This window comes from Mesorhizobium sp. M4B.F.Ca.ET.089.01.1.1 (genome assembly GCF_004022605.1).
GTDB classification, from domain to species: domain Bacteria; phylum Pseudomonadota; class Alphaproteobacteria; order Rhizobiales; family Rhizobiaceae; genus Mesorhizobium; species Mesorhizobium abyssinicae.
The window spans coordinates 1-17716 of the sequence record NZ_RZOS01000083.1 but is presented as its reverse complement, the minus strand read 5'-3'; the positions used below and the strand labels follow the sequence as shown (position 1 = coordinate 17716).

The 17716-nt window shown below is 64.6% G+C and carries 19 protein-coding genes; 13 read left to right on the top strand and 6 right to left on the bottom strand.

From position 1 onward, the window contains the following. From cysD to cysQ, 3 genes are all read left to right on the top strand, one after another. Positions 1-505, top strand: a 505-nt coding sequence (cysD, locus tag EN780_RS11155) for a sulfate adenylyltransferase subunit CysD (RefSeq protein ID WP_128273702.1), incomplete at its 5' end; no start/stop codon positions are given. Positions 506-507: 2 nt separating this feature from the next. Then, complete coding sequence (gene cysN, locus EN780_RS11150) at positions 508-2445, top strand: sulfate adenylyltransferase subunit CysN (protein ID WP_187331201.1); 1938 nt, start codon at positions 508-510, stop codon at positions 2443-2445. Positions 2446-2455: 10 nt separating this feature from the next. Further along, positions 2456-3244: a 3'(2'),5'-bisphosphate nucleotidase CysQ gene (gene cysQ, locus EN780_RS11145; protein ID WP_189524274.1), complete on the top strand. Its 789-nt coding sequence runs from the start codon at positions 2456-2458 to the stop codon at positions 3242-3244. Between the two features lie 15 nt (positions 3245-3259). Here cysQ and EN780_RS41540 read toward each other — a convergent pair whose 3' ends face one another. Continuing rightward, entirely contained in the window at positions 3260-3613 is a 354-nt protein-coding gene (locus EN780_RS41540) for a helix-turn-helix domain-containing protein (protein ID WP_348631252.1), read from the bottom strand. Between the two features lie 108 nt (positions 3614-3721). Further along, a complete protein-coding gene (locus tag EN780_RS41535; RefSeq protein ID WP_348631251.1) occupies positions 3722-3988 on the bottom strand; it encodes a hypothetical protein in 267 nt (88 codons plus the stop codon). Between the two features lie 170 nt (positions 3989-4158). Here EN780_RS41535 and ccoN point away from each other — a divergent pair, with 170 nt between their 5' ends. The 7 genes from ccoN (at position 4159) to ccoS (ending at position 10952) form a co-directional block, all read left to right on the top strand. After that, entirely contained in the window at positions 4159-5811 is a 1653-nt protein-coding gene (gene ccoN / locus EN780_RS11135; protein ID WP_189556485.1) for a cytochrome-c oxidase, cbb3-type subunit I, read from the top strand. Between the two features lie 3 nt (positions 5812-5814). Then, positions 5815-6549 carry a cytochrome-c oxidase, cbb3-type subunit II gene (gene ccoO, locus EN780_RS11130; RefSeq protein ID WP_128273696.1) on the top strand — a complete coding sequence of 245 codons (735 nt, stop codon included), beginning with the start codon at positions 5815-5817 and terminating at the stop codon, positions 6547-6549. Beyond that, positions 6546-6713, top strand: a complete 168-nt coding sequence (locus EN780_RS11125; protein WP_127310520.1) for a cbb3-type cytochrome c oxidase subunit 3 — start codon at positions 6546-6548, stop codon at positions 6711-6713. The genes ccoO and EN780_RS11125 overlap by 4 nt, the downstream gene beginning before the upstream one ends. Then, positions 6704-7573, top strand: coding sequence for a cytochrome-c oxidase, cbb3-type subunit III (gene ccoP / locus EN780_RS11120; protein WP_128273694.1), 870 nt, complete (start codon positions 6704-6706; stop codon positions 7571-7573). Before EN780_RS11125 ends, ccoP begins: the two co-directional genes overlap by 10 nt. Positions 7574-7792: 219 nt before the next feature. Then, the gene (locus tag EN780_RS11110) at positions 7793-8569 is read left to right on the top strand and encodes a DUF2189 domain-containing protein (protein WP_128273692.1); all 777 of its coding nucleotides are present in this window, start codon (positions 7793-7795) and stop codon (positions 8567-8569) included. Then, positions 8566-10815 carry a heavy metal translocating P-type ATPase gene (locus EN780_RS11105; RefSeq protein WP_128273690.1) on the top strand — a complete coding sequence of 750 codons (2250 nt, stop codon included), beginning with the start codon at positions 8566-8568 and terminating at the stop codon, positions 10813-10815. The genes EN780_RS11110 and EN780_RS11105 overlap by 4 nt, the downstream gene beginning before the upstream one ends. Next, positions 10812-10952: a cbb3-type cytochrome oxidase assembly protein CcoS gene (ccoS, locus tag EN780_RS11100; RefSeq protein ID WP_127283836.1), complete on the top strand. Its 141-nt coding sequence runs from the start codon at positions 10812-10814 to the stop codon at positions 10950-10952. The genes EN780_RS11105 and ccoS overlap by 4 nt, the downstream gene beginning before the upstream one ends. A 26-nt stretch (positions 10953-10978) precedes the next feature. Here the strand turns inward: ccoS and EN780_RS11095 are convergent, their stop codons facing one another. The 4 genes from EN780_RS11095 to EN780_RS11080 form a co-directional block, all read right to left on the bottom strand. Further along, positions 10979-12121 (bottom strand): DegT/DnrJ/EryC1/StrS aminotransferase family protein, encoded by a 1143-nt coding sequence (locus tag EN780_RS11095; RefSeq protein ID WP_128273688.1) that lies wholly within the window; start codon positions 12119-12121, stop codon positions 10979-10981. 306 nt (positions 12122-12427) lie between these two features. Continuing rightward, on the bottom strand, positions 12428-13351 hold the full coding sequence (locus EN780_RS11090) for a carbohydrate kinase (RefSeq protein WP_127283838.1): 924 nt from the start codon (positions 13349-13351) through the stop codon (positions 12428-12430). Next, the gene (locus EN780_RS11085; RefSeq protein ID WP_128273686.1) at positions 13348-13794 is read right to left on the bottom strand and encodes an RbsD/FucU domain-containing protein; all 447 of its coding nucleotides are present in this window, start codon (positions 13792-13794) and stop codon (positions 13348-13350) included. Before EN780_RS11085 ends, EN780_RS11090 begins: the two co-directional genes overlap by 4 nt. A 2-nt stretch (positions 13795-13796) precedes the next feature. After that, positions 13797-15023 carry an ROK family transcriptional regulator gene (locus EN780_RS11080; protein ID WP_127283840.1) on the bottom strand — a complete coding sequence of 409 codons (1227 nt, stop codon included), beginning with the start codon at positions 15021-15023 and terminating at the stop codon, positions 13797-13799. A 229-nt stretch (positions 15024-15252) separates the two neighbouring features. On the opposite strand from EN780_RS11080, the gene EN780_RS11075 reads away from it, so the two are divergent. The 3 genes from EN780_RS11075 to EN780_RS11065 form a co-directional block, all read left to right on the top strand. Continuing rightward, positions 15253-16269 carry a sugar ABC transporter substrate-binding protein gene (locus tag EN780_RS11075; RefSeq protein WP_187331253.1) on the top strand — a complete coding sequence of 339 codons (1017 nt, stop codon included), beginning with the start codon at positions 15253-15255 and terminating at the stop codon, positions 16267-16269. A 161-nt stretch (positions 16270-16430) separates the two neighbouring features. Further along, positions 16431-17495 (top strand): ABC transporter permease, encoded by a 1065-nt coding sequence (locus tag EN780_RS11070; RefSeq protein ID WP_127283842.1) that lies wholly within the window; start codon positions 16431-16433, stop codon positions 17493-17495. Between the two features lie 2 nt (positions 17496-17497). Continuing rightward, a partial coding sequence (locus tag EN780_RS11065) for an ATP-binding cassette domain-containing protein (protein WP_245499928.1) occupies positions 17498-17716 on the top strand: 219 nt, incomplete at its 3' end.

Sequence of the window (17716 nt, the reverse complement as noted above, 5' to 3'; positions counted from 1 at the left end):
CCGCCGCGACGAGGAGAAGTCGCGCGCAAAGGAGCGCATCTTCTCCTTCCGCAACGCCCAGCATTCCTGGGATCCGAAGAACCAGCGGCCGGAAATGTGGAAGATCTTCAACACCCGCATTGCCGCCGGCGAGTCGATCCGCGTCTTTCCGCTGTCGAACTGGACCGAGCTCGACATCTGGCAGTACATCCTGCAGGAAAACATCCCGATCGTGCCGCTGTATTTCGCCAAGGAGCGGCCGGTGGTCGAGCGCGACGGCATGCTGATCCTCAAGGACGACGACCGCATGCAACTGCGGCCCGGCGAGGCGGTCGAAAACCGGCTGGTCCGCTTCCGCACGCTGGGCTGCTATCCGCTAACCGGCGCCATCGAGTCCGATGCCGACACGCTGGAGGCCATCGTCGGCGAGATGCTGACGGCGCGCACCTCCGAGCGCCAGGGCCGCCTCATCGACCGCGACGAAGCGGGCTCGATGGAAAAGAAGAAGCGCGAGGGGTATTTTTGAGCATGCGCCACATCATGGCCAAAAGCCTCGCCCCCACCGACTCGATCCGCGAATACATGGCCGCGCAGGAAAAGAAGTCGCTGCTTCGCTTCCTCACTTGCGGCTCGGTTGACGACGGCAAGTCGACGCTGATCGGGCGTCTGCTGTCGGACACCAAGCAGATCTTCGAAGACCAGCTTGCCGCGCTGGAGCGCGATTCGCGCAAGCACGGCACGACAGGCGACGACATTGATTTCGCGCTGCTGGTCGACGGGCTCGAAGCCGAGCGCGAGCAGGGCATCACCATCGACGTCGCCTACCGCTTCTTCGCCACCCCGAAGCGCAAGTTCATCGTCGCCGACACGCCCGGCCACGAGCAGTACACGCGCAACATGGCGACCGGCGCCTCGACCGCCGATCTCGCCATCGTGCTGATCGACGCGCGCCAGGGGGTGCTGCGCCAGACCAGGCGCCATTCGATCATCGCCTCGCTGCTCGGCATTCGCCACATTGTGCTGGCCGTCAACAAGATCGACCTCGTCGATTTCGACCAGGCGGTGTTCGACAAGATCGTCGAGGACTACAGCCGGTTCTCGCACAATCTCGGCTTCCAGACGATCGCGCCGATCCCGATGTCGGCCCGCTATGGCGACAATGTCTCCAGCCGCTCCGCCAACATGCAATGGTATTCCGGGCCGACACTGATCGAGCACTTGGAAACCGTTTCGGTCGACGAGGCCGCGGTCGAGCAGCCGTTCCGTTTCCCGGTGCAGTACGTCAATCGGCCCAATCTCGATTTCCGCGGTTTTGCCGGCACGATCGCTTCCGGCTCGGTTGCGCAGGGCGACGAGGTCGTCGTCGCCAAGTCCGGCAAGTCGTCCCGCGTCAAGCGCATCGTCGCCCATGGCGGCGACCTTGCCCAAGCGGTTGCCGGCCAGGCGATCACGCTCGTCCTCGATGACGAGGTCGAGGTGTCGCGCGGCAACATTCTGGTCGCGCCGGCGTCGCGGCCGCAGGTCGCCGACCAGTTCGCCGCCAACATCGTCTGGTTCGACGAGCATGCGCTGCTGCCCGGCCGCTCCTACATCCTGCGCACCGAAACCGACCAGGTGAGCGCCACCGTCACCGAGCTGAAGTACCGCGTCAACGTCAACGACTTCGCGCACGAGGCGGCGAAGTCGCTGGAGATGAACGAGGTCGGCATCTGCAATCTCTCGACGCGCTCGCCGATCGCCTTCGACAATTTCGCCGAGAACCGCACCACCGGCGCCTTCATCCTGATCGACCGCATCAGCAATGCCACGGTCGGCGCCGGCATGATCCTGCATTCGCTGCGCCGCGCCGAAAACATCCATTGGCAGTCGCTCGATGTCGGCAAGCGCGGCCGTTCCGACCTGAAGAACCAGCGCCCGGCCGTGTTCTGGTTCACCGGCCTTTCCGGCTCTGGCAAGTCGACCATCGCCAACCTGTTCGAAAAGAAGCTGTTCGCCTCCGGGCGCCACACCTACATCCTCGACGGCGACAATGTCCGCCACGGTCTCAACCGCGATCTGGGCTTCACCGACGCCGACCGCGTCGAGAACATCCGCCGCGTCGCCGAGGTCGCCCGCCTGATGGCCGATGCCGGTCTGATCGTCATCGTCTCGTTCATCTCGCCCTTCGCCGCCGAACGGCGCGTGGCGCGCGAACTGATGGCCGATGGCGAATTCGTCGAGGTGTTCGTCGACACGCCCTTCGAGGAATGCGCCCGGCGCGATCCGAAGGGTCTCTATGCGCGCGCGCTGAGTGGCGAGATCAAGAATTTCACCGGCGTCGATTCACCTTATGAAGCTCCGGAGAATCCCGAAATCCATCTCAAGACGCTCGGCAGATCGGCCGAGGAGATGGTAGAGGCTCTGGAACTCTGGCTGAACGAGCGTGACATTGCCGAAGACCAATACGACAGCGGCGGCGGCATCTGACGACGAGGTAATGCTCGGCGTGTTCGAGCGCCTGGCGCTGGAAGCCGGGCGCGAGGTCATGCGCGTCTTTCACGAAGGCTGCGCCGTCGACCGCAAGTCCGACTCCTCGCCGGTGACGGAAGCCGACCGCGAGAGCGAGAAGATCATCCTCGCCGGCCTGCGCGCCGCTTATCCGGCCATCCCTTGCGTGGCCGAGGAAGAGGTGGCGGCCGGCATTGCGACACCCGATCTCGACGGCGTCTTCTTTCTCATCGATCCGCTCGACGGCACCAAGGAATTCGTCAACCGCCGCACCGATTTCACCGTCAACATCGCGCTCATTCGTCACGGCGTGCCGGAAGTCGGCGTCGTCTTCGCGCCCTGCACCGGGCGCTTCTTCTCGGGCCGGCCGGGCAGGGCGGAAGCGATCGAGGTCGACGGCGATTTCAATATCACGGGCCGCCGGACCATCGCAGTGCGGGCAGGGGGGACGCCGCTCGCCGTCGTCGCCAGCCGCTCGCACAATACGCCGGAAACCGATGCCTTCATTCGCGACCTCGGCGCCGCCGAGATCGTCTCGGTAGGCTCCTCGCTGAAATTCTGCCTCGTCGCCGCCGCCGAGGCAGACGTCTATCCACGCTTCGGCCGCACCATGGAATGGGATACCGCGGCGGGCGATGCCGTATTGCGCGCAGCCGGCGGCATGACGCGCACGCTGGACGGCCATCCGCTCGCCTATGGCAAGCGCAACCAGGCCAGCGACGCCGATTTCGCGAATCCGCACTTTATTGCGAGCGGGAAGGCAGCCAAGGCAGTGTGAGCGGCCGCGATCGGGTCAGCCTGACCGCTGCTGGAGGCGCTGCCTGTCGATGATTTCGATCTGACGGCGGGATCTGATCTCGATAATCCCGTCGCGTTTCAGCCTCGACAGCTCGCGCGAGACCGTCCCGATGGTCAATCCCAGGAAATCGGCGATCTCGGCCCGTGTAAGCGGCAGTTCGAAGGCCAGCGTCCGATCGTCTTGCGCGACCATGGGGTCGAGATGTCTGCCGATCTGGCCGAGGAAGCTTGCCAGCTTCTCCGAGGCAGTCTTGCGGCCGAGCGCGACCATCCATTCCCGCGCCTCGTCGACATCGCGCAGCGCTTGCTTGAGCAGCCGTCCCTCCAGCATCGGATTGCTGGCGACCATGCGCTCCAGGGCACGCTTCGATATGCGGCAAAGCTCGACGTCCGAGGCGGCTTCGGCGGTGACCGCGCTTTCGTCGGCATAGAGCCTGCCGACGAAGTCCGGCGCGAACTACAACCCGACGATCTGCCGGCGTCCATCGGCAAGCGTCTTGATCAGCTTGACCACGCCGCGCATGACATTGCTGTACGCCGTGATCGACGCGCCTTCGGAAAGCAGTTCTTCGCCGGCGCCGTGCCTGACGACTCTCGTATGCTTGGCGAAGGCGAGCAGCTCATCCGCGTTGAGCACCCCGCACATGCCGTTGTGACGCGCCTCGCAGCTTTGGCACAGTGCGGGAACGTTGGAATTGTGGACGTCCTGGCGGCTGGCGCTCATCTCATTTCGGCAGTGGTCATACTTTGTACAATGCCGCGAAAGCACAGACTTTCAAAGTGCAAACCGGCCAATAGGGCAGGCCAATTTGCGCTAGCGCAAAGACAGCTTCTGCCAGCGCGTATAAGGCGGGCCAACCACCGCCGTTCATGCACGCGAAAGGCAGACCTCGCATGACCAAGCTTACTGTCACCGAACGGCAGATTGGGCTTATCATCTGCCTCGTCGTGGCGGCGATCGGGCTTGCCATGGCCGCCGCGGGTCGTGGCGAGCCTTTTGGCGTCCAGGGCTTCACCGTGCTCCTTCTCGCGCTGGCGTTGAGCGGCTTCATCATCGCCAGATGGGATGCGCCGCCGCCGGACCGGTCCCTGCTCGAGCACTACTATGACGATCCGACCAAGGTGGGCATTGTCCTCACCATGTTCTGGGCTGTCATCGCCATGTTCGTTGGCGTTTGGGTTGCGGCGCTTTTGGCCTGGCCGGAGCTGACCTTCGACGCCGCCTGGGCGAGCTTCGGCAGGTTGCGGCCGGTCCACACCAGCGGCGTCATCTTCGGCTTCGGCGGAAATGCCCTGATCGCCACCTCCTTCCACGTCCTGCAGAGAACGTCGCGCGCCCGGCTGCCCGACCAGTTGAGCCCCTGGTTCGTGCTGATCGGCTACAATCTCTTCTGCATCGTTGCAGCCAGCGGCTATCTCCTGGGCATCACCCAATCCAAGGAATATGCGGAGCCGGAATGGTATGCCGACCTCTGGCTGGTGATTGTCTGGATTGTCTATTTCCTGATCTTTGTCCGCACGCTGGCCCGCCGCAAGGAACCGCACATCTATGTGGCGAACTGGTACTACATGGCCTTCATCCTGGTCGTGGCGATCCTGCATATCGTCAACAACCTGGCTGTGCCGATCTCCTTCGGCAGCGCCAAGAGCTACTCGGCCTTCTCCGGCGTGCAGGATGCGATGACGCAATGGTGGTACGGCCACAACGCCGTCGCCTTCTTCCTCACCTCGGGCTTCCTCGGCATGATGTACTACTACCTGCCGAAGCGCGCCGGGCGGCCAATCTTCTCCTATCCGCTTTCGCTGATCAGCTTCTGGGGCATTACCTTCATGTATATGTGGGCAGGGTCGCACCACCTGCACTACACGGCGCTGCCGCAATGGGTGCAGACGCTCGGCATGACATTTTCGCTGGTCTTGCTGGTGCCGTCCTGGGCCTCGGCCGGCAACGCCCTGGCGACGCTCAACGGCGCCTGGCACAAGGTGCGCGACGACGCGACGCTGCGCTTCATGATGGTCGCGGCGGTCTTCTACGGCCTGTCGACCTTCGAAGGGTCGTTCATGGCGATTCGCGCCGTCAACTCGCTCTCCCACTACACCGACTGGACAATCGGCCATGTCCACGGCGGCGCGCTGGGTTGGGTGGCGATGATCACGTTCGGCTCGATCTACGCTTTGGTCCCGTGGATGTGGAAGCGCCCGGCGATCTATTCGCCGAAACTCGTCGAGGTGCACTTCTGGCTCGCGCTCTCGGGCACCATTGTCTACGTCTTCTCGATGTGGAACTCGGGCATTATCCAGGGCCTGATGTGGCGCACCTACAATGAGAACGGAACGCTCGCCTATTCCTTCCTCGACACGGTCGAGGCGATGCATCCCTATTATATCGCGCGCACCTTCGGCGGGCTGCTGTTTCTGCTCGGCGCGATCGTCGGAACCTACAATGTGCTGATGACCATCCGGCAGGCGCGCCTCGAGCGTGGCGTCGAGGCCGGTGGCGAGGTCGACCTGCCGCTCGGCAGGCCTGCCGCACAGCCTGGAGAATGACCCGTGGCTGACCTCCATCGCAAACTCGAACGCAGCGCCATCCGCTTCATGCTGGCCATCATCGCCGTCGCCTCGATCGGCGGCCTGGTCGAAATCGCGCCGCTTTTCACCATCGGCTCCACGGTCGAGGCGGCGCCAGACATGCGCGTCTACACGCCACTCGAGGTCGCCGGGCGCAACATCTATATGCGCGAAGGCTGCTACGCCTGTCATTCCCAGATGATCCGGTCGCTGCGCGACGAGGTCGAGCGTTACGGACCTTACTCGCTGGCGGTCGAATCCAAATATGATCACCCGATGCTCTGGGGGTCGAAGCGCACCGGGCCCGATCTAGCCCGCATCGGCGAGAAATACTCGGATGCATGGCAGGTGGCGCATCTCAACAACCCGCGCGATGTCGTTCCGCAATCGATAATGCCGGCCTATCGCTGGTTGCTGCGCACGCCTTTGAAGACCGACGATCTCGGCAGGCACCTGGCCGCCTTGCGGACCGTCGGCGTGCCCTACACGGACGAGATGGTCGCCAACGCGCCGATCGATGCCTATGGCCAGTCTGCGCCGGATGATGACAAGGCGCGTGGCGTCACCGAGCGTTACGGCAAGGCGACCCATGTAAGGGCTTTCGACGGCAATCCCGGCGAGTTGACGGAGATGGACGCGCTAGTCGCGTACCTGCAGATCCTCGGCGGATTGACCGATGCGGCCAGGAAGACCGACCAGACGGCGCTGGGGGAATGAGCATGCATGACGCGGTGGTCGCAATCTCCAAAAGCTGGGGCCTTTTCTATCTCCTCGCTCTGTCCGCCGGGGTGGTGATTTATGCCTACTGGCCGTCCAATCGAGCCGGGTTCGATCGCGCCAAAAGCAGCATTCTGGACAAGGACGACAAGCCGTGGATGTAGGACGACGCGACCCTGTCACCGGCCGCACCACGACCGGTCATGAATGGAACGGCATTGAGGAACTGAACACGCCGGTTCCCAAGGTCGTGCTGTTCTTTCTCGCCATCGGAGCGCTGTTCTGCCTTGGCTACTGGCTGCTGATGCCTGCCTGGCCGCTTGGTTCGACCTATACGAAGGGCTTGCTCGGCAACGACCAGCGTCGCATCGTCGATCAGGAGGTGGCAACAGCGAAGGCTCAGCGCGCCGCTTGGCTGGACAAGATCCAGGCCTTGGATTTCGCCGCGATCAAATCCGATCCGGTGCTGATGCAGGACGTGACGAAGGCCGGCCACGTGCTGTTTTCGGACAATTGCGCGGCTTGCCACGGCATCAAGGCAACCGGGGGGCCCGGCTTCCCGGATCTGACGGCAAAGTCTTGGCTTTGGGGCGGGGAACCCGAGAAGATCGCCGAGACGATCGGCATCGGCATCAATTCGACCAATGACGATACCCGCGTTTCGCAGATGCTGGCATTCGGCCGCGACGGCATACTCGATCGTCAGAAGATTGCCGACGTCGTCGCCTATGTCCGCTCCCTGTCGATGCCGGACGCAGGGTCGGCCGAAAGCATCGAGGCCGGCCGAGAGGTTTTCGCCGGCAACTGCGTGGCGTGTCATGGCAAGGACGCCAAGGGCATGCATGAGCAGGGTGCGCCCGACCTCACCGACAGCCATTGGATCTACGGCGGCACGCTCCAGGATGTGTATTCGACGGTCTATTCCGGCCGCCAGGGGCACATGCCGAACTGGAACGCGCGGCTGACGCCGGCGGAGATCAAGCTGCTCGCGCTCTATGTCGGCCAGCTTGGGCAGGCCAAATGAGAACGGCGGCCATGATTGCCGGTCTATCGGCGCGAAGGCGGGCAAACACCCGGCTCAAGTGGTTTGCAGTCGTGGCGGTGCTGTTGGCCGTCTTCATCGGCGCCAATGTTCATCTTGTCTACGTCGCCGTCCAATCGCAGCCGGAATGCGTGCTCGATCCCGCCTTAGACTCGGCGTCCCTCCTTCGTCCGGCCAGGCCGGCGTGTTGAGAGAAAGACCATGACCGAAGCCCCAAACGCCTCGCGGCCCTACATCGAGCGCAACCGGCGCAACCTGCCGGCCGGCACCGCTGTCGGTTGGCTCAAAGCCGGCTGGCGGGATTTCATGGTCAGCCCCGGCCCGAGCCTCGTCTATGGCGCGGCGGTTTTCATGGTTTCGCTGGCGATCGTCTGGACACTGTTCGCGCTTGGCCTGGACTATATCCTGTTTCCCGCGCTCGCCGGCTTCATGGTCGTCGGGCCGCTGATCGCCATCGGCCTCTATGAAAAGAGCTGGGCGATTGCCGCAGGGCAGCCAGTCTCGCTTTCGCGCATGATCTTCGTCCGGCCGAAATCCGGCGCGCAGGTCTGGTTCACCGGGGCGATCCTGTGCCTGCTTATGCTGGTGTGGATGCGGGCGGCGGTCTTGATCTACGCGCTGTTCTTCGGCCTGCTGCCGTTCCCGGGTCTCGATCACATCACGTCGATGTTGTTCACGACGCCTACTGGATGGGCGATGCTCCTGGTTGGATCCGTGGCCGGCGGCGTCTTCGCCGCTTTCGCCTTTGCCATCAGCACCTTCTCCGTTCCGATGCTTTTCGACGAGGAGACGGATGCCTTCACGGCCATGGGCACCAGCATTTCGCTGGTCTGGAACAACATACCCGTGATGATCGCCTGGGGCTCGATCGTGCTTGCGCTTTTCCTGTTGAGCGTCGCCACCGGCCTGCTTGGCCTGGTTGTCGTGTTTCCCGTGCTCGGTCACGGCACGTGGCACGCCTACAAGGCAATGAGATGAGTTGCTGCGCGCCCGGAGCGGAAGCCGCGGCCGAGCTCGGCGGCCCTCCGTCGCGCGATGAAATCCTGCTCGCCAGTCACGACCTTGCGGATGGCCTGCGCCAGACCGATCTGTCGGTACCCGGCGTCCACTGCGCTGGCTGCATCGCCGCGATCGAGGGGGCGTTCCGCCGCGTCCCGGATGTCGAGCAGGCGCGCGTCAACCTGTCCGCCAGGCGGCTGTCGGTGAAATGGCGGGGCGAGATTCCGCCCCCCATTTTCGAGACGGTGATGACGGCAGGCTACGCGGCGCATCTGTTCGACAACGAGGACGCGGCCGTCGACCCCGAGCTTTCGCGGCTGCTGCGGGCAACCGCCGTCGCCGGCTTTGCCTCGATGAACATCATGCTGTTGTCGGTATCGGTCTGGTCGGGCGCGGAGCCACAGACCCGCCAGGCCTTTCACTGGATTTCGGCGGTGCTGGCCTTTCCGGCGCTGATCTATTCCGGACGCGTGTTTTTCGCGGCGGCGTGGTCGGCCCTGCGGCAGGGCAGGACCAACATGGAGGTGCCGATCTCCGTCGGCGTCATCCTGGCGTTCGCGCTCAGCCTTTACGACACCGCCGCCGGCGGCGCCTATGCCTATTTCGATGCGGCGATATCGCTTCTCTTCTTCCTGCTCATCGGCCGCAGCCTCGACCATGTCATGCGCGAGAAGGCGCGCAGCGCCGTGCGCGGCCTGATCCGGCTCACGCCGCGTGGCGCGACTGCGGAACGCGAGGACGGTACGCGCGACTATCTGCCTGCCGGACAGATCAAGGCGGGCATGCTGCTGGCGGTGGCGCCCGGCGAGCGCCTCCTGGTCGACGGCATCGTCCACGGCGGCCGGTCCGATGTCGATTGCTCGCTGGTCAGCGGCGAGAGCGCCGCTCAATCGGTCGAACCCGGATCGTCCTTGCGCGCCGGGACGCTCAACCTCAACGGCGCGCTGACGCTGACGGCCACCTCCGATGCCGGCAATTCCTCGCTCGCCGAAATGGTGGCGCTGATGGAAGCGGCAGATGGCGGCCGCTCGCGCTACAGGCGCATCGCCGATCGCGCCGCGCGTCTCTATTCGCCGGTAGTTCACCTGACCGCGCTTTTCACCTTTCTCGGCTGGATGCTCGCGACCGGCGACTGGCATGGCGCCATAAGTGTCGCCATCGCGGTGTTGATCATCACTTGCCCCTGCGCGCTTGGGCTTGCGGTGCCGATCGTGCACACGGTGGCGGCCAGGCGGCTGTTCGAGGCCGGTATCATGGTCAAGGAAGGCTCGGCCCTGGAGCGGCTGGCGGAGATCGACACGGTTCTCTTGGACAAGACTGGAACGCTGACGACGGGGCGGCTGAGCTTGGCCAATGCCTCGCAGATCGAGCCATCCGCATTGGCGATTGCCGGTGCGATCGCGGCTCGCTCCAATCATCCTGTGTCGCGGGCTCTGGCGGCCTTCGACGACGGTTTGCAAATGATGCCGGTCGCAATTGCCGAGCATCCGGGACTGGGGGTCGAGTGCCGGATCGGGCGGCACCTCTACCGGCTCGGCCGGGCAGAATGGGCCGTATCCGGCGCCACGGCCGCAACCATGCTCTCACGCGACGGCCATCCGCTCGCTTCATTCATTTTTGAGGACAGCCTGCGGCAGGATGCGGCGCGCTCGATCGAGGCTCTGAAGCGCGATGGATTTGCCGTGGCCATCATGTCGGGCGACCAGGAGCGAACGGTCTTGCGCGTCGGTGGGCAACTCGGCATAGGCGACGTGTCGGCACGACTGCTGCCCGCGGAGAAGGTTGCCCGCATCGCCGCGCTTGCCGCCACGGGCCGCAAGGTGATGATGGTCGGCGATGGTCTCAACGATGCGCCGGCGTTGAGTGCCGCGCATGCGTCGATGGCGCCGTCCAGCGCCGGCGATATCGGCCGCAATGCCGCCGACCTTGTCTTTCTCCGGCCGAGCCTGCTGGCCATTCCCGATGCGATCGGTATCGCCCGGCAGGCGGCGCGGCTGGTGCATCAGAATTTCGTCCTCGCGATCGGCTACAACGCCATCGCCATTCCGTTTGCGATCGCCGGGCAGGTCACGCCGCTGCTTGCCGCACTGGCCATGTCGGCGTCGTCGATCTTGGTCGTCGCGAACGCCTTGCGGCTTCGCGGCATCGCCGGCCGCGATGTGGCCAGCGGCTGGGTTGCCGACCAGATGCCAAAACCACTGCCGCCCGTGGTGGGGCGCGCATGAGCAGTCTCGTCTATCTCATTCCGCTGGCCCTCCTGCTTGGCGGGGCGGCGTTGGGCGCGTTCTTGTGGTCGCTGAAAAGCGGTCAGTACGACGACATGCAAGGTGCGGCCGAACGCATCCTGCTCGACGACGAATAGTCGAGCTGGACAGGCAGCAGAGGGGCCTACGCCGCCGCGACGTGGGCCGAGTTCGAGCCGATATAGTTGCGGATCGTCTCGATGATGCGATCCTGGTCGGCTTCGCTGAGATAGGGGTGCATCGGCAGGCAGAGGATCCGCTTCGGCAGTTCTTCCGAAACGGCGAGGCCGGTCGGCGTGCGCGGATAGTCGCGATAGGCAAGCTGCACGTGCAGCGGCTTGACGTAGTAGATGACGGACGGGATGCCCTTCTCCGTCAGATGCGCCTTCAGCCCGTCGCGCTTCGGCGTTTCGATGGCGTATTGCGCCCAGGCCGAGCGGCCGTGGCCCAGATTGCGCGAGGCCTTGAGGATATCGCCGAGACCCGAGGCATAGCGGTCGGCGACCGCCTGCCGGGCAACCATCTCGTCCTCAAGGATGGCGAGCTTCTCGATCAGGATCGCCGCCTGCAGCGTGTCGAGACGCGAATTGATGCCGACGCGGATGTTGTCGTACTGGGTCTCGCCCTTGCCGTGGAAGGCGAAGGAGCGCAGCTTGTCGGCCATCGCGTCGTCATTGGTGAACATCGCGCCACCGTCGCCGTAACAGCCGAGCGGCTTCGCCGGATAGAAGCTGGTCGAGCCGACCTGGCCGAAGGAACCGCAGAACTTGCCGTCGGCCGAGCCGCCGATCGACTGGGCGGCGTCCTCGATCACCAGCAGGTCCTCGCGCTTGGCGATCGCCATGATCGCCTCGTAGTCGGCGGCGAGCCCGAACAGGTCGACCGGGATGATCGCCTTCGGCTTCAGCCTGCCTTCCTTCTTGATCAACTGGATCGCCGCCTCGAGGCTGGCGATGTCGATGTTGTAGGTGTCGGGATCGACATCGACGAACACCGGTTCGGCCTTGGCCAGCGCCACCACTTCGGCCGTCGCTGCGAAGGTGAAGCTCGGCACGAAGACCGCGTCGCCCGGGCCGATGCCGGCGGCGAACAGCGGCAGCAGCAGCGCGTCGGTGCCGTTGGCGCAGGCCACGACATGCTTGGTGCCGACGTAAGCCGCGAGCTTGTTCTCGAATTCGGTGACCTGAGGCCCGAGGATATAGCGGCCCTCGTCGACAACGCGGTCGATCGCGGCTTTGAGCCGGTCGCGGATACGTTCGCGCTGCGCGCCGAGATCGATGAACTGCATGTCTGCCTCAACAAGGGGTTGGTGCGTGTCGCCATGGCAAGCGGCGGGGGCATGACACGCACGGAAACAACAACTTAACGGGCCGCTGGTACCAGACTTGGACAATCCGAGAAAGCCGGGCCACGGGCATGGCGACCGGTCCGGATGTCGCAGCCTGTTACCGACGATCGCTCCTGCTTTTCCGCAAGGTGCCGGAAATCCGGCCTTTGCAAGGCGCAATCAGTGCCTTTTCTCGCGCTATTTCAGCCGACGGAAACATAAAGTGATCAGCCGGCTGAGCGGCTTCGCCGCCGGATGGACGGCCGATTAGGCGATTTCGTGGCGCCAGGGCGGATTGGCGCCGGCGCGCGACACCGTCACCGCCGCCGCCTTGGCGCCGAGCGCCAGCGCCTGGCGGATCGCGTCTTCCGACAGGTCGCCGATCGCCGCTTTGGTGAGCAGGCCCTGTTCGTGCAGCGAGGCGAGGATGCCGGCATTGAAGGTGTCGCCGGCGCCGACCGTGTCGACCACCGTCACTTTCTGCGGCATCACCGTGACCTTGTGGCTCTTGCTGTAGCCGACCGCGCCCTCGCTGCCATGGGTGACGACGATCAGCTTCGGTCCGCGATCCAGCCAGTTGCGGATGACGTCCTCGTGCGAGCCGGCTTCGTCGAACCAGTTGAGGTCCTCGTCCGACAGTTTCACGATGTCGGCCATCGCCATCATCTCGCGGATGCGCCGCAGGTGCTTTGCCTTGTCGGGGATGAAGTTCGGCCGGATGTTGGGGTCGAGCATCATGACGCGGCTGTTGTGCTCGCGCCGCATGAACTCCTCATAGGCCGATCCGGCAGGCTCGGAGATCAGGCTGATGGCGCCGAACAGCATCGCCTCGATCTCGGCGCCGAGGCTCGGCAGATCCTCGATGGTGAGCATGCGCCCGGCGGTGTTCTCGTCGTAGAAAGTGTAGGTCGCCTGACCGTTGGTGAGCCGCACGAAGGCGAGCGTCGTCGGCCTTGGCGAGGTGTGGGCATAGGTGGAACTGACCTTGCTTGCGCCGAGCGCTTCGCGGAACTGGCCGCCGAACAGGTCCGACGACAGGCCGGAAAAGAAGCCGGCCGGCGCGCCGAGCCGCCCGAGCGCGATCGCCGTGTTGAAAACCGCGCCGCCGACATAGGGCGCGAAGGCCGGCTCGCCCTCGGTCGTCGTGCGCGGCAGCATGTCGATCAGGGCTTCGCCGCAGCAGAGGATCATGATGTCTGGCTTTCCGGCGGATAGATCACGCCCTTGCGGATGATGATGTTGGCATAGAGCCGGGGTTCGCTGGTGGCGACGATGGCGTGCGCGGCCTTGACCCGTGCATAGAAATCGGCGCCGGCCAGCGCAACCACCTTGTGGCCGGGCGCGCGCCTGGCGCATACCGATTCCATCTCATGGTGGACCGGATCGGCGAGCGCCGGATCGCCCTTGACCGAGGCGCGAAACAGCGCCTCCGGCACGGCGTCGTCCACCGGCAGCACGCTCAATATCGCGTCGAGCACGGGAACCATGTGATGGCCGTCGGCGCGGATCAGCCGATGCGCCTGCTGCTCGGCCGGGTAATTGCCATCGACAAGCGCGATCTCGTCGCCATGGCCCATGGCGCGCAGCGTTGCCAGAAGCTCCGGGCCGAGCAGCGAGGGAATGCCGATCAGCATGCTTAGGCGCTCCTGGAAATCGTGGTCGAGCCGATCAGGAAGCGCTCCGACAGCGGCAGGCTGGCGCCGCCAAGTGCCCGCGCGTGGATGCCGACGGTTCCTTCGCGCACCGCCGGCAACTTCAGGCCTTCGCCGTCGATCGTGCCGATGGCCACTCTCACCGCGTCGACGAGACGGCCGCGCACCGAGAGCGGCATCCAGCCGTCGATCACCGCCGCCTCGAAATCGATGACCGAGGAGGCCGCGACGATGGCGTAGGCGAGCGCCTGCGCGGCGCCGGCGATCCATAGGTCGAGCTCGGGGCCGATCTCGCCCCAGTCCTCGGGCGACGTCCACAGATGCGAGGCCTCGACGCCGCGCGCGTTGAGCGCCTTCTCCAGCATGGCGATCGACGCCACGTCGATGAGCTGCGTCGGCTTGCCATCGGGTCCCGGCACCGGCATCGAGCCGAGCGCGCCGGCATTGCCGGTCGGCCCGCCGAACAGCCGGCCGTTGAGCACGATGCCGCCGCCGGCGAAGGCGCCGATGTAGAAATAGACGAAGTCGCGCGCCCCGCCCGCCTGGCCGAAGACGAGCTCGGCGCCGCAGGCCGAGGTGGCGTCGTTCTGCAGGTAGACCGGGAAGTCGCACTGCGCCTGGATGTCGGAACGGATGTCGCGGTGGCGCCACTCGTCCATGATCTCGCGCGGCGCGCCGGCGGTGTCGGCCCAATTCCACAATTCGAACGGCATGGCGATGCCGAGCCCGGCAATGCGCTTGTCCTGCGCCTGGGTAAGTTCGCCACGCATCCTGGTCATGCCGGAAAGCGCGAATTCCACCGTCTCGCGCGGCGCCGGATAGCGGTAGGAGTGCTGCAGCATCGAGCGCACATTGCCGAGGAAGTCGATCAGCACCAGCTCGGCGCTGCGGCGGCCGATCTTGAGGCCGATGAAGAAAGCGCCTTCGGGGTTGAGCGCCATGGGAATGGAGGGCTGGCCGATCCTTCCGCGCAGCGGCGCCTGGCGCACCAGCAGCCTGTCGTCCTCCAGCTCGCGCATGATCACCGAAACGGTCTGCGCCGAGAGTCCGGTCATGCGCGCTATGTCGGATTTGGCGAGGCTGCCATGCTGGCGCACCAGGGACAGCACAAGCCGCTCATTGTGGTCGCGCATGCCGCTCTGGTTGGTGCCGCGGTGCAGGCGGCTTTCTGCCGCCTCGGGCGAACCGTGCCTCGCAATGCCGGTCTCCACCCTGTTTCCTCCGTCGTTTCCCCTCAATGCTTTTCGTGCAGAATGAGTGAACGACGCAAGGCTGTCAATAATAAATAAGAGTGATTTAATTATTGACAGCCGTCTCGGAGTGGTGTCTCTTGAGGGGGCGTCCACGCTGGGAGAAATGGTTGGATGCGCTTGAGACGTCGGGTGGCCCGGCGTCCGCAATGGTTCCACTGGGAGGAAAATCGTGACCAAGAAAGCACTGCTGAAGTCCACCGTGTTCGCGGCCGCCGCGTTGGGCCTGATGGCGTTCGCCTCGACGGCATCGGCCGCCGGCGTCGGCGCCTGCCTGATCACCAAGACTGACACCAATCCCTTCTTCGTCAAGATGAAGGAAGGCGCGACCGCCAAGGCCAAGGAACTTGGCGTCGACCTCAAGACCTATGCCGGCAAGATCGACGGCGACAGCGAGAGCCAGGTTGCGGCGATCGAAAGCTGCATCGCCGACGGCGCCAAGGGTATCCTGATCACCGCTTCCGACACCAAGGGCATCGTGCCGACGGTGAAGAAGGCGCGTGACGCCGGCCTGCTGGTGATCGCGCTCGACACCCCGCTCGATCCGATCGATGCGGCCGACGCGACCTTCGCGACGGACAACCTCGAAGCCGGCAAGCTGATCGGCGCCTGGGCCGCTGCGACGCTTGGCGACAAGGCCAAGGACGCCAAGATCGGCTTCCTCGACCTGACCCCGTCGCAGCCGACCGTGGACGTGCTGCGCGACCAGGGCTTCATGATGGGCTACGGCATCGACGTGAAGGACCCCAACAAGATCGGCGATGAGGACGATCCGCGCATCGTTGGCCATGACGTGACCAACGGCAACGAAGAGGGTGGCCGCAAGGCGATGGAGAACCTCCTGCAGAAGGACAACACCATCAACGTCATCCACACCATCAACGAGCCGGCCGCCGTCGGCGCCTACCAGGCGCTCAAGGCAGTTGGCCTCGAGAAGCAGGTGCTGATCGTCTCGGTCGACGGCGGCTGCCCCGGCGTCAAGTCGGTAACCGAAGGCGTCATCGGCGCCACCTCGCAGCAATATCCGCTGCAGATGGCCGCGCTCGGCATCGAGGCGATCGCCGCTTTCGCCAAGGACGGCACCAAGCCGAAGCCGACCGAAGGCAAGAACTTCTTCGATACGGGCGTCAACCTCGTCACCGACAAGCCGGCCAACGGCGTCAAGTCGATCGACACCAAGGAAGGCCTCGCCAAGTGCTGGGGCTGATGCTGGGCTGACCGGCACATAAACCTTGCGGCTGGGGGCTTGATCCCCGGCCGCATCGGGTGGACGATGCGCTTTCGTTGGCGCTGACAATCCAGGCGACAGACCGGAATGCGTGAACGGGACGGGGAGCCGTGAGAAGCTCCGCGCAGACGGGAGGAGATATGTCTCAGATTCAGGAATTCGAGAAGGTTCTCTCGAGCAGCGACACCAGCGTCGCCGCCTTCGATGAGCACGGCAAGTCGTTCGTCAAGCGCGCCCAGCATTTCCTGCACTCCACGCCGGCCGCTGTGCCGCTGATCGTGCTGGTCTTGTCGATCATCATCTTCGGTATCGCCATCGGCGGACGGTTCTTTTCGTCCTACACGCTGACGCTGATCCTGCAGCAGATCGCCATCGTCGGTATTCTGGGCGCCGCCCAGACGCTGGTCATCCTGACCGCCGGCATCGACCTGTCGATCGGCGTGATCATGGTGATTTCGGCCGTCATCATGGGCAACTGCGCCATCACCTACGGTATGCCAACCATCCTCGCCGTTATCGTCGGCCTTGCCGCCGGCGCCGCCTGCGGGCTGCTCAACGGCCTTTTGGTCGCCTACATGAAGCTGCCGCCGTTCATCGTCACGCTCGGCACCTGGAACATCGTCATGGCCACGAATTTCATCTATTCGGCCAATGAGACGATCCGCGATGCCGATGTCGATGCGCAGGCGCCGCTGCTGCACCTGTTCGCGATGAGCTTCAGGGTCGGCTCCGCCGTGCTGACAGCCGGCGTCATTGCCACGGTCGTGCTGGTGGGAGTGCTTTGGTACGTCCTCAACCACACCGCCTGGGGCCGCCATGTCTATGCCGTCGGCGACGATCAGGAGGCTGCGAAACTGTCGGGCATCCAGACCAAGAAGGTGCTGATTACGGTCTACGCCCTTGCCGGGCTGATCGCCGCGTTCGCGGCCTGGGTCTCGATCGGCCGCAACGGCTCGATCTCACCGTCGGCTGCCGTCACCGACTACAATTTGCAAGCCATCACCGCGACGGTGATCGGCGGCATCTCGCTCTTCGGCGGCCGCGGCTCGATCCTCGGCACGCTGTTCGGCGCCATGATCGTCGGCGTCGTCTCGATGGGTCTCAACATGATGGGCGCCGATCCGCAATGGAAAGTGCTGCTCACCGGCGTGCTGATCATCGGCGCCGTGGCGGTCGATCAATGGATCAGAAAGGTTTCGGCATAATCATGACCCAGGAACCCATCCTCACCGCGCGCGGTCTCACCAAGCGCTATGGTCGTGTCACCGCCCTCGACAATGCCGATTTCGACCTCTATCCGGGCGAAATCCTGGCGGTGATCGGCGACAACGGCGCCGGCAAATCATCGCTCATCAAGGCGATTTCCGGCGCGGCGGTGCCCGACGAAGGGGAAATCAAGCTTGAAGGCAAAGCCGTTGCCTTCAAG

Excerpts from the sequence above, each read along its gene's own strand:
- cysN (WP_187331201.1), top strand. The coding sequence starts at position 508 with ATGCGCCACATCATGGCCAAAAGCCTCGCCCCCACCGACTCGATCCGC.
- cysQ (WP_189524274.1), top strand. The coding sequence starts at position 2,456 with ATGCTCGGCGTGTTCGAGCGCCTGGCGCTGGAAGCCGGGCGCGAGGTC.
- EN780_RS41540 (WP_348631252.1), bottom strand. The coding sequence starts at position 3,613 with ATGGTCGCCAGCAATCCGATGCTGGAGGGACGGCTGCTCAAGCAAGCG.
- EN780_RS41535 (WP_348631251.1), bottom strand. The coding sequence starts at position 3,988 with ATGAGCGCCAGCCGCCAGGACGTCCACAATTCCAACGTTCCCGCACTG.
- ccoN (WP_189556485.1), top strand. The coding sequence starts at position 4,159 with ATGACCAAGCTTACTGTCACCGAACGGCAGATTGGGCTTATCATCTGC.
- EN780_RS11125 (WP_127310520.1), top strand. The coding sequence starts at position 6,546 with ATGAGCATGCATGACGCGGTGGTCGCAATCTCCAAAAGCTGGGGCCTT.
- EN780_RS11110 (WP_128273692.1), top strand. The coding sequence starts at position 7,793 with ATGACCGAAGCCCCAAACGCCTCGCGGCCCTACATCGAGCGCAACCGG.
- EN780_RS11105 (WP_128273690.1), top strand. The coding sequence starts at position 8,566 with ATGAGTTGCTGCGCGCCCGGAGCGGAAGCCGCGGCCGAGCTCGGCGGC.
- ccoS (WP_127283836.1), top strand. The coding sequence starts at position 10,812 with ATGAGCAGTCTCGTCTATCTCATTCCGCTGGCCCTCCTGCTTGGCGGG.
- EN780_RS11095 (WP_128273688.1), bottom strand. The coding sequence starts at position 12,121 with ATGCAGTTCATCGATCTCGGCGCGCAGCGCGAACGTATCCGCGACCGG.
- EN780_RS11090 (WP_127283838.1), bottom strand. The coding sequence starts at position 13,351 with ATGATCCTCTGCTGCGGCGAAGCCCTGATCGACATGCTGCCGCGCACG.
- EN780_RS11085 (WP_128273686.1), bottom strand. The coding sequence starts at position 13,794 with ATGCTGATCGGCATTCCCTCGCTGCTCGGCCCGGAGCTTCTGGCAACG.
- EN780_RS11070 (WP_127283842.1), top strand. The coding sequence starts at position 16,431 with ATGTCTCAGATTCAGGAATTCGAGAAGGTTCTCTCGAGCAGCGACACC.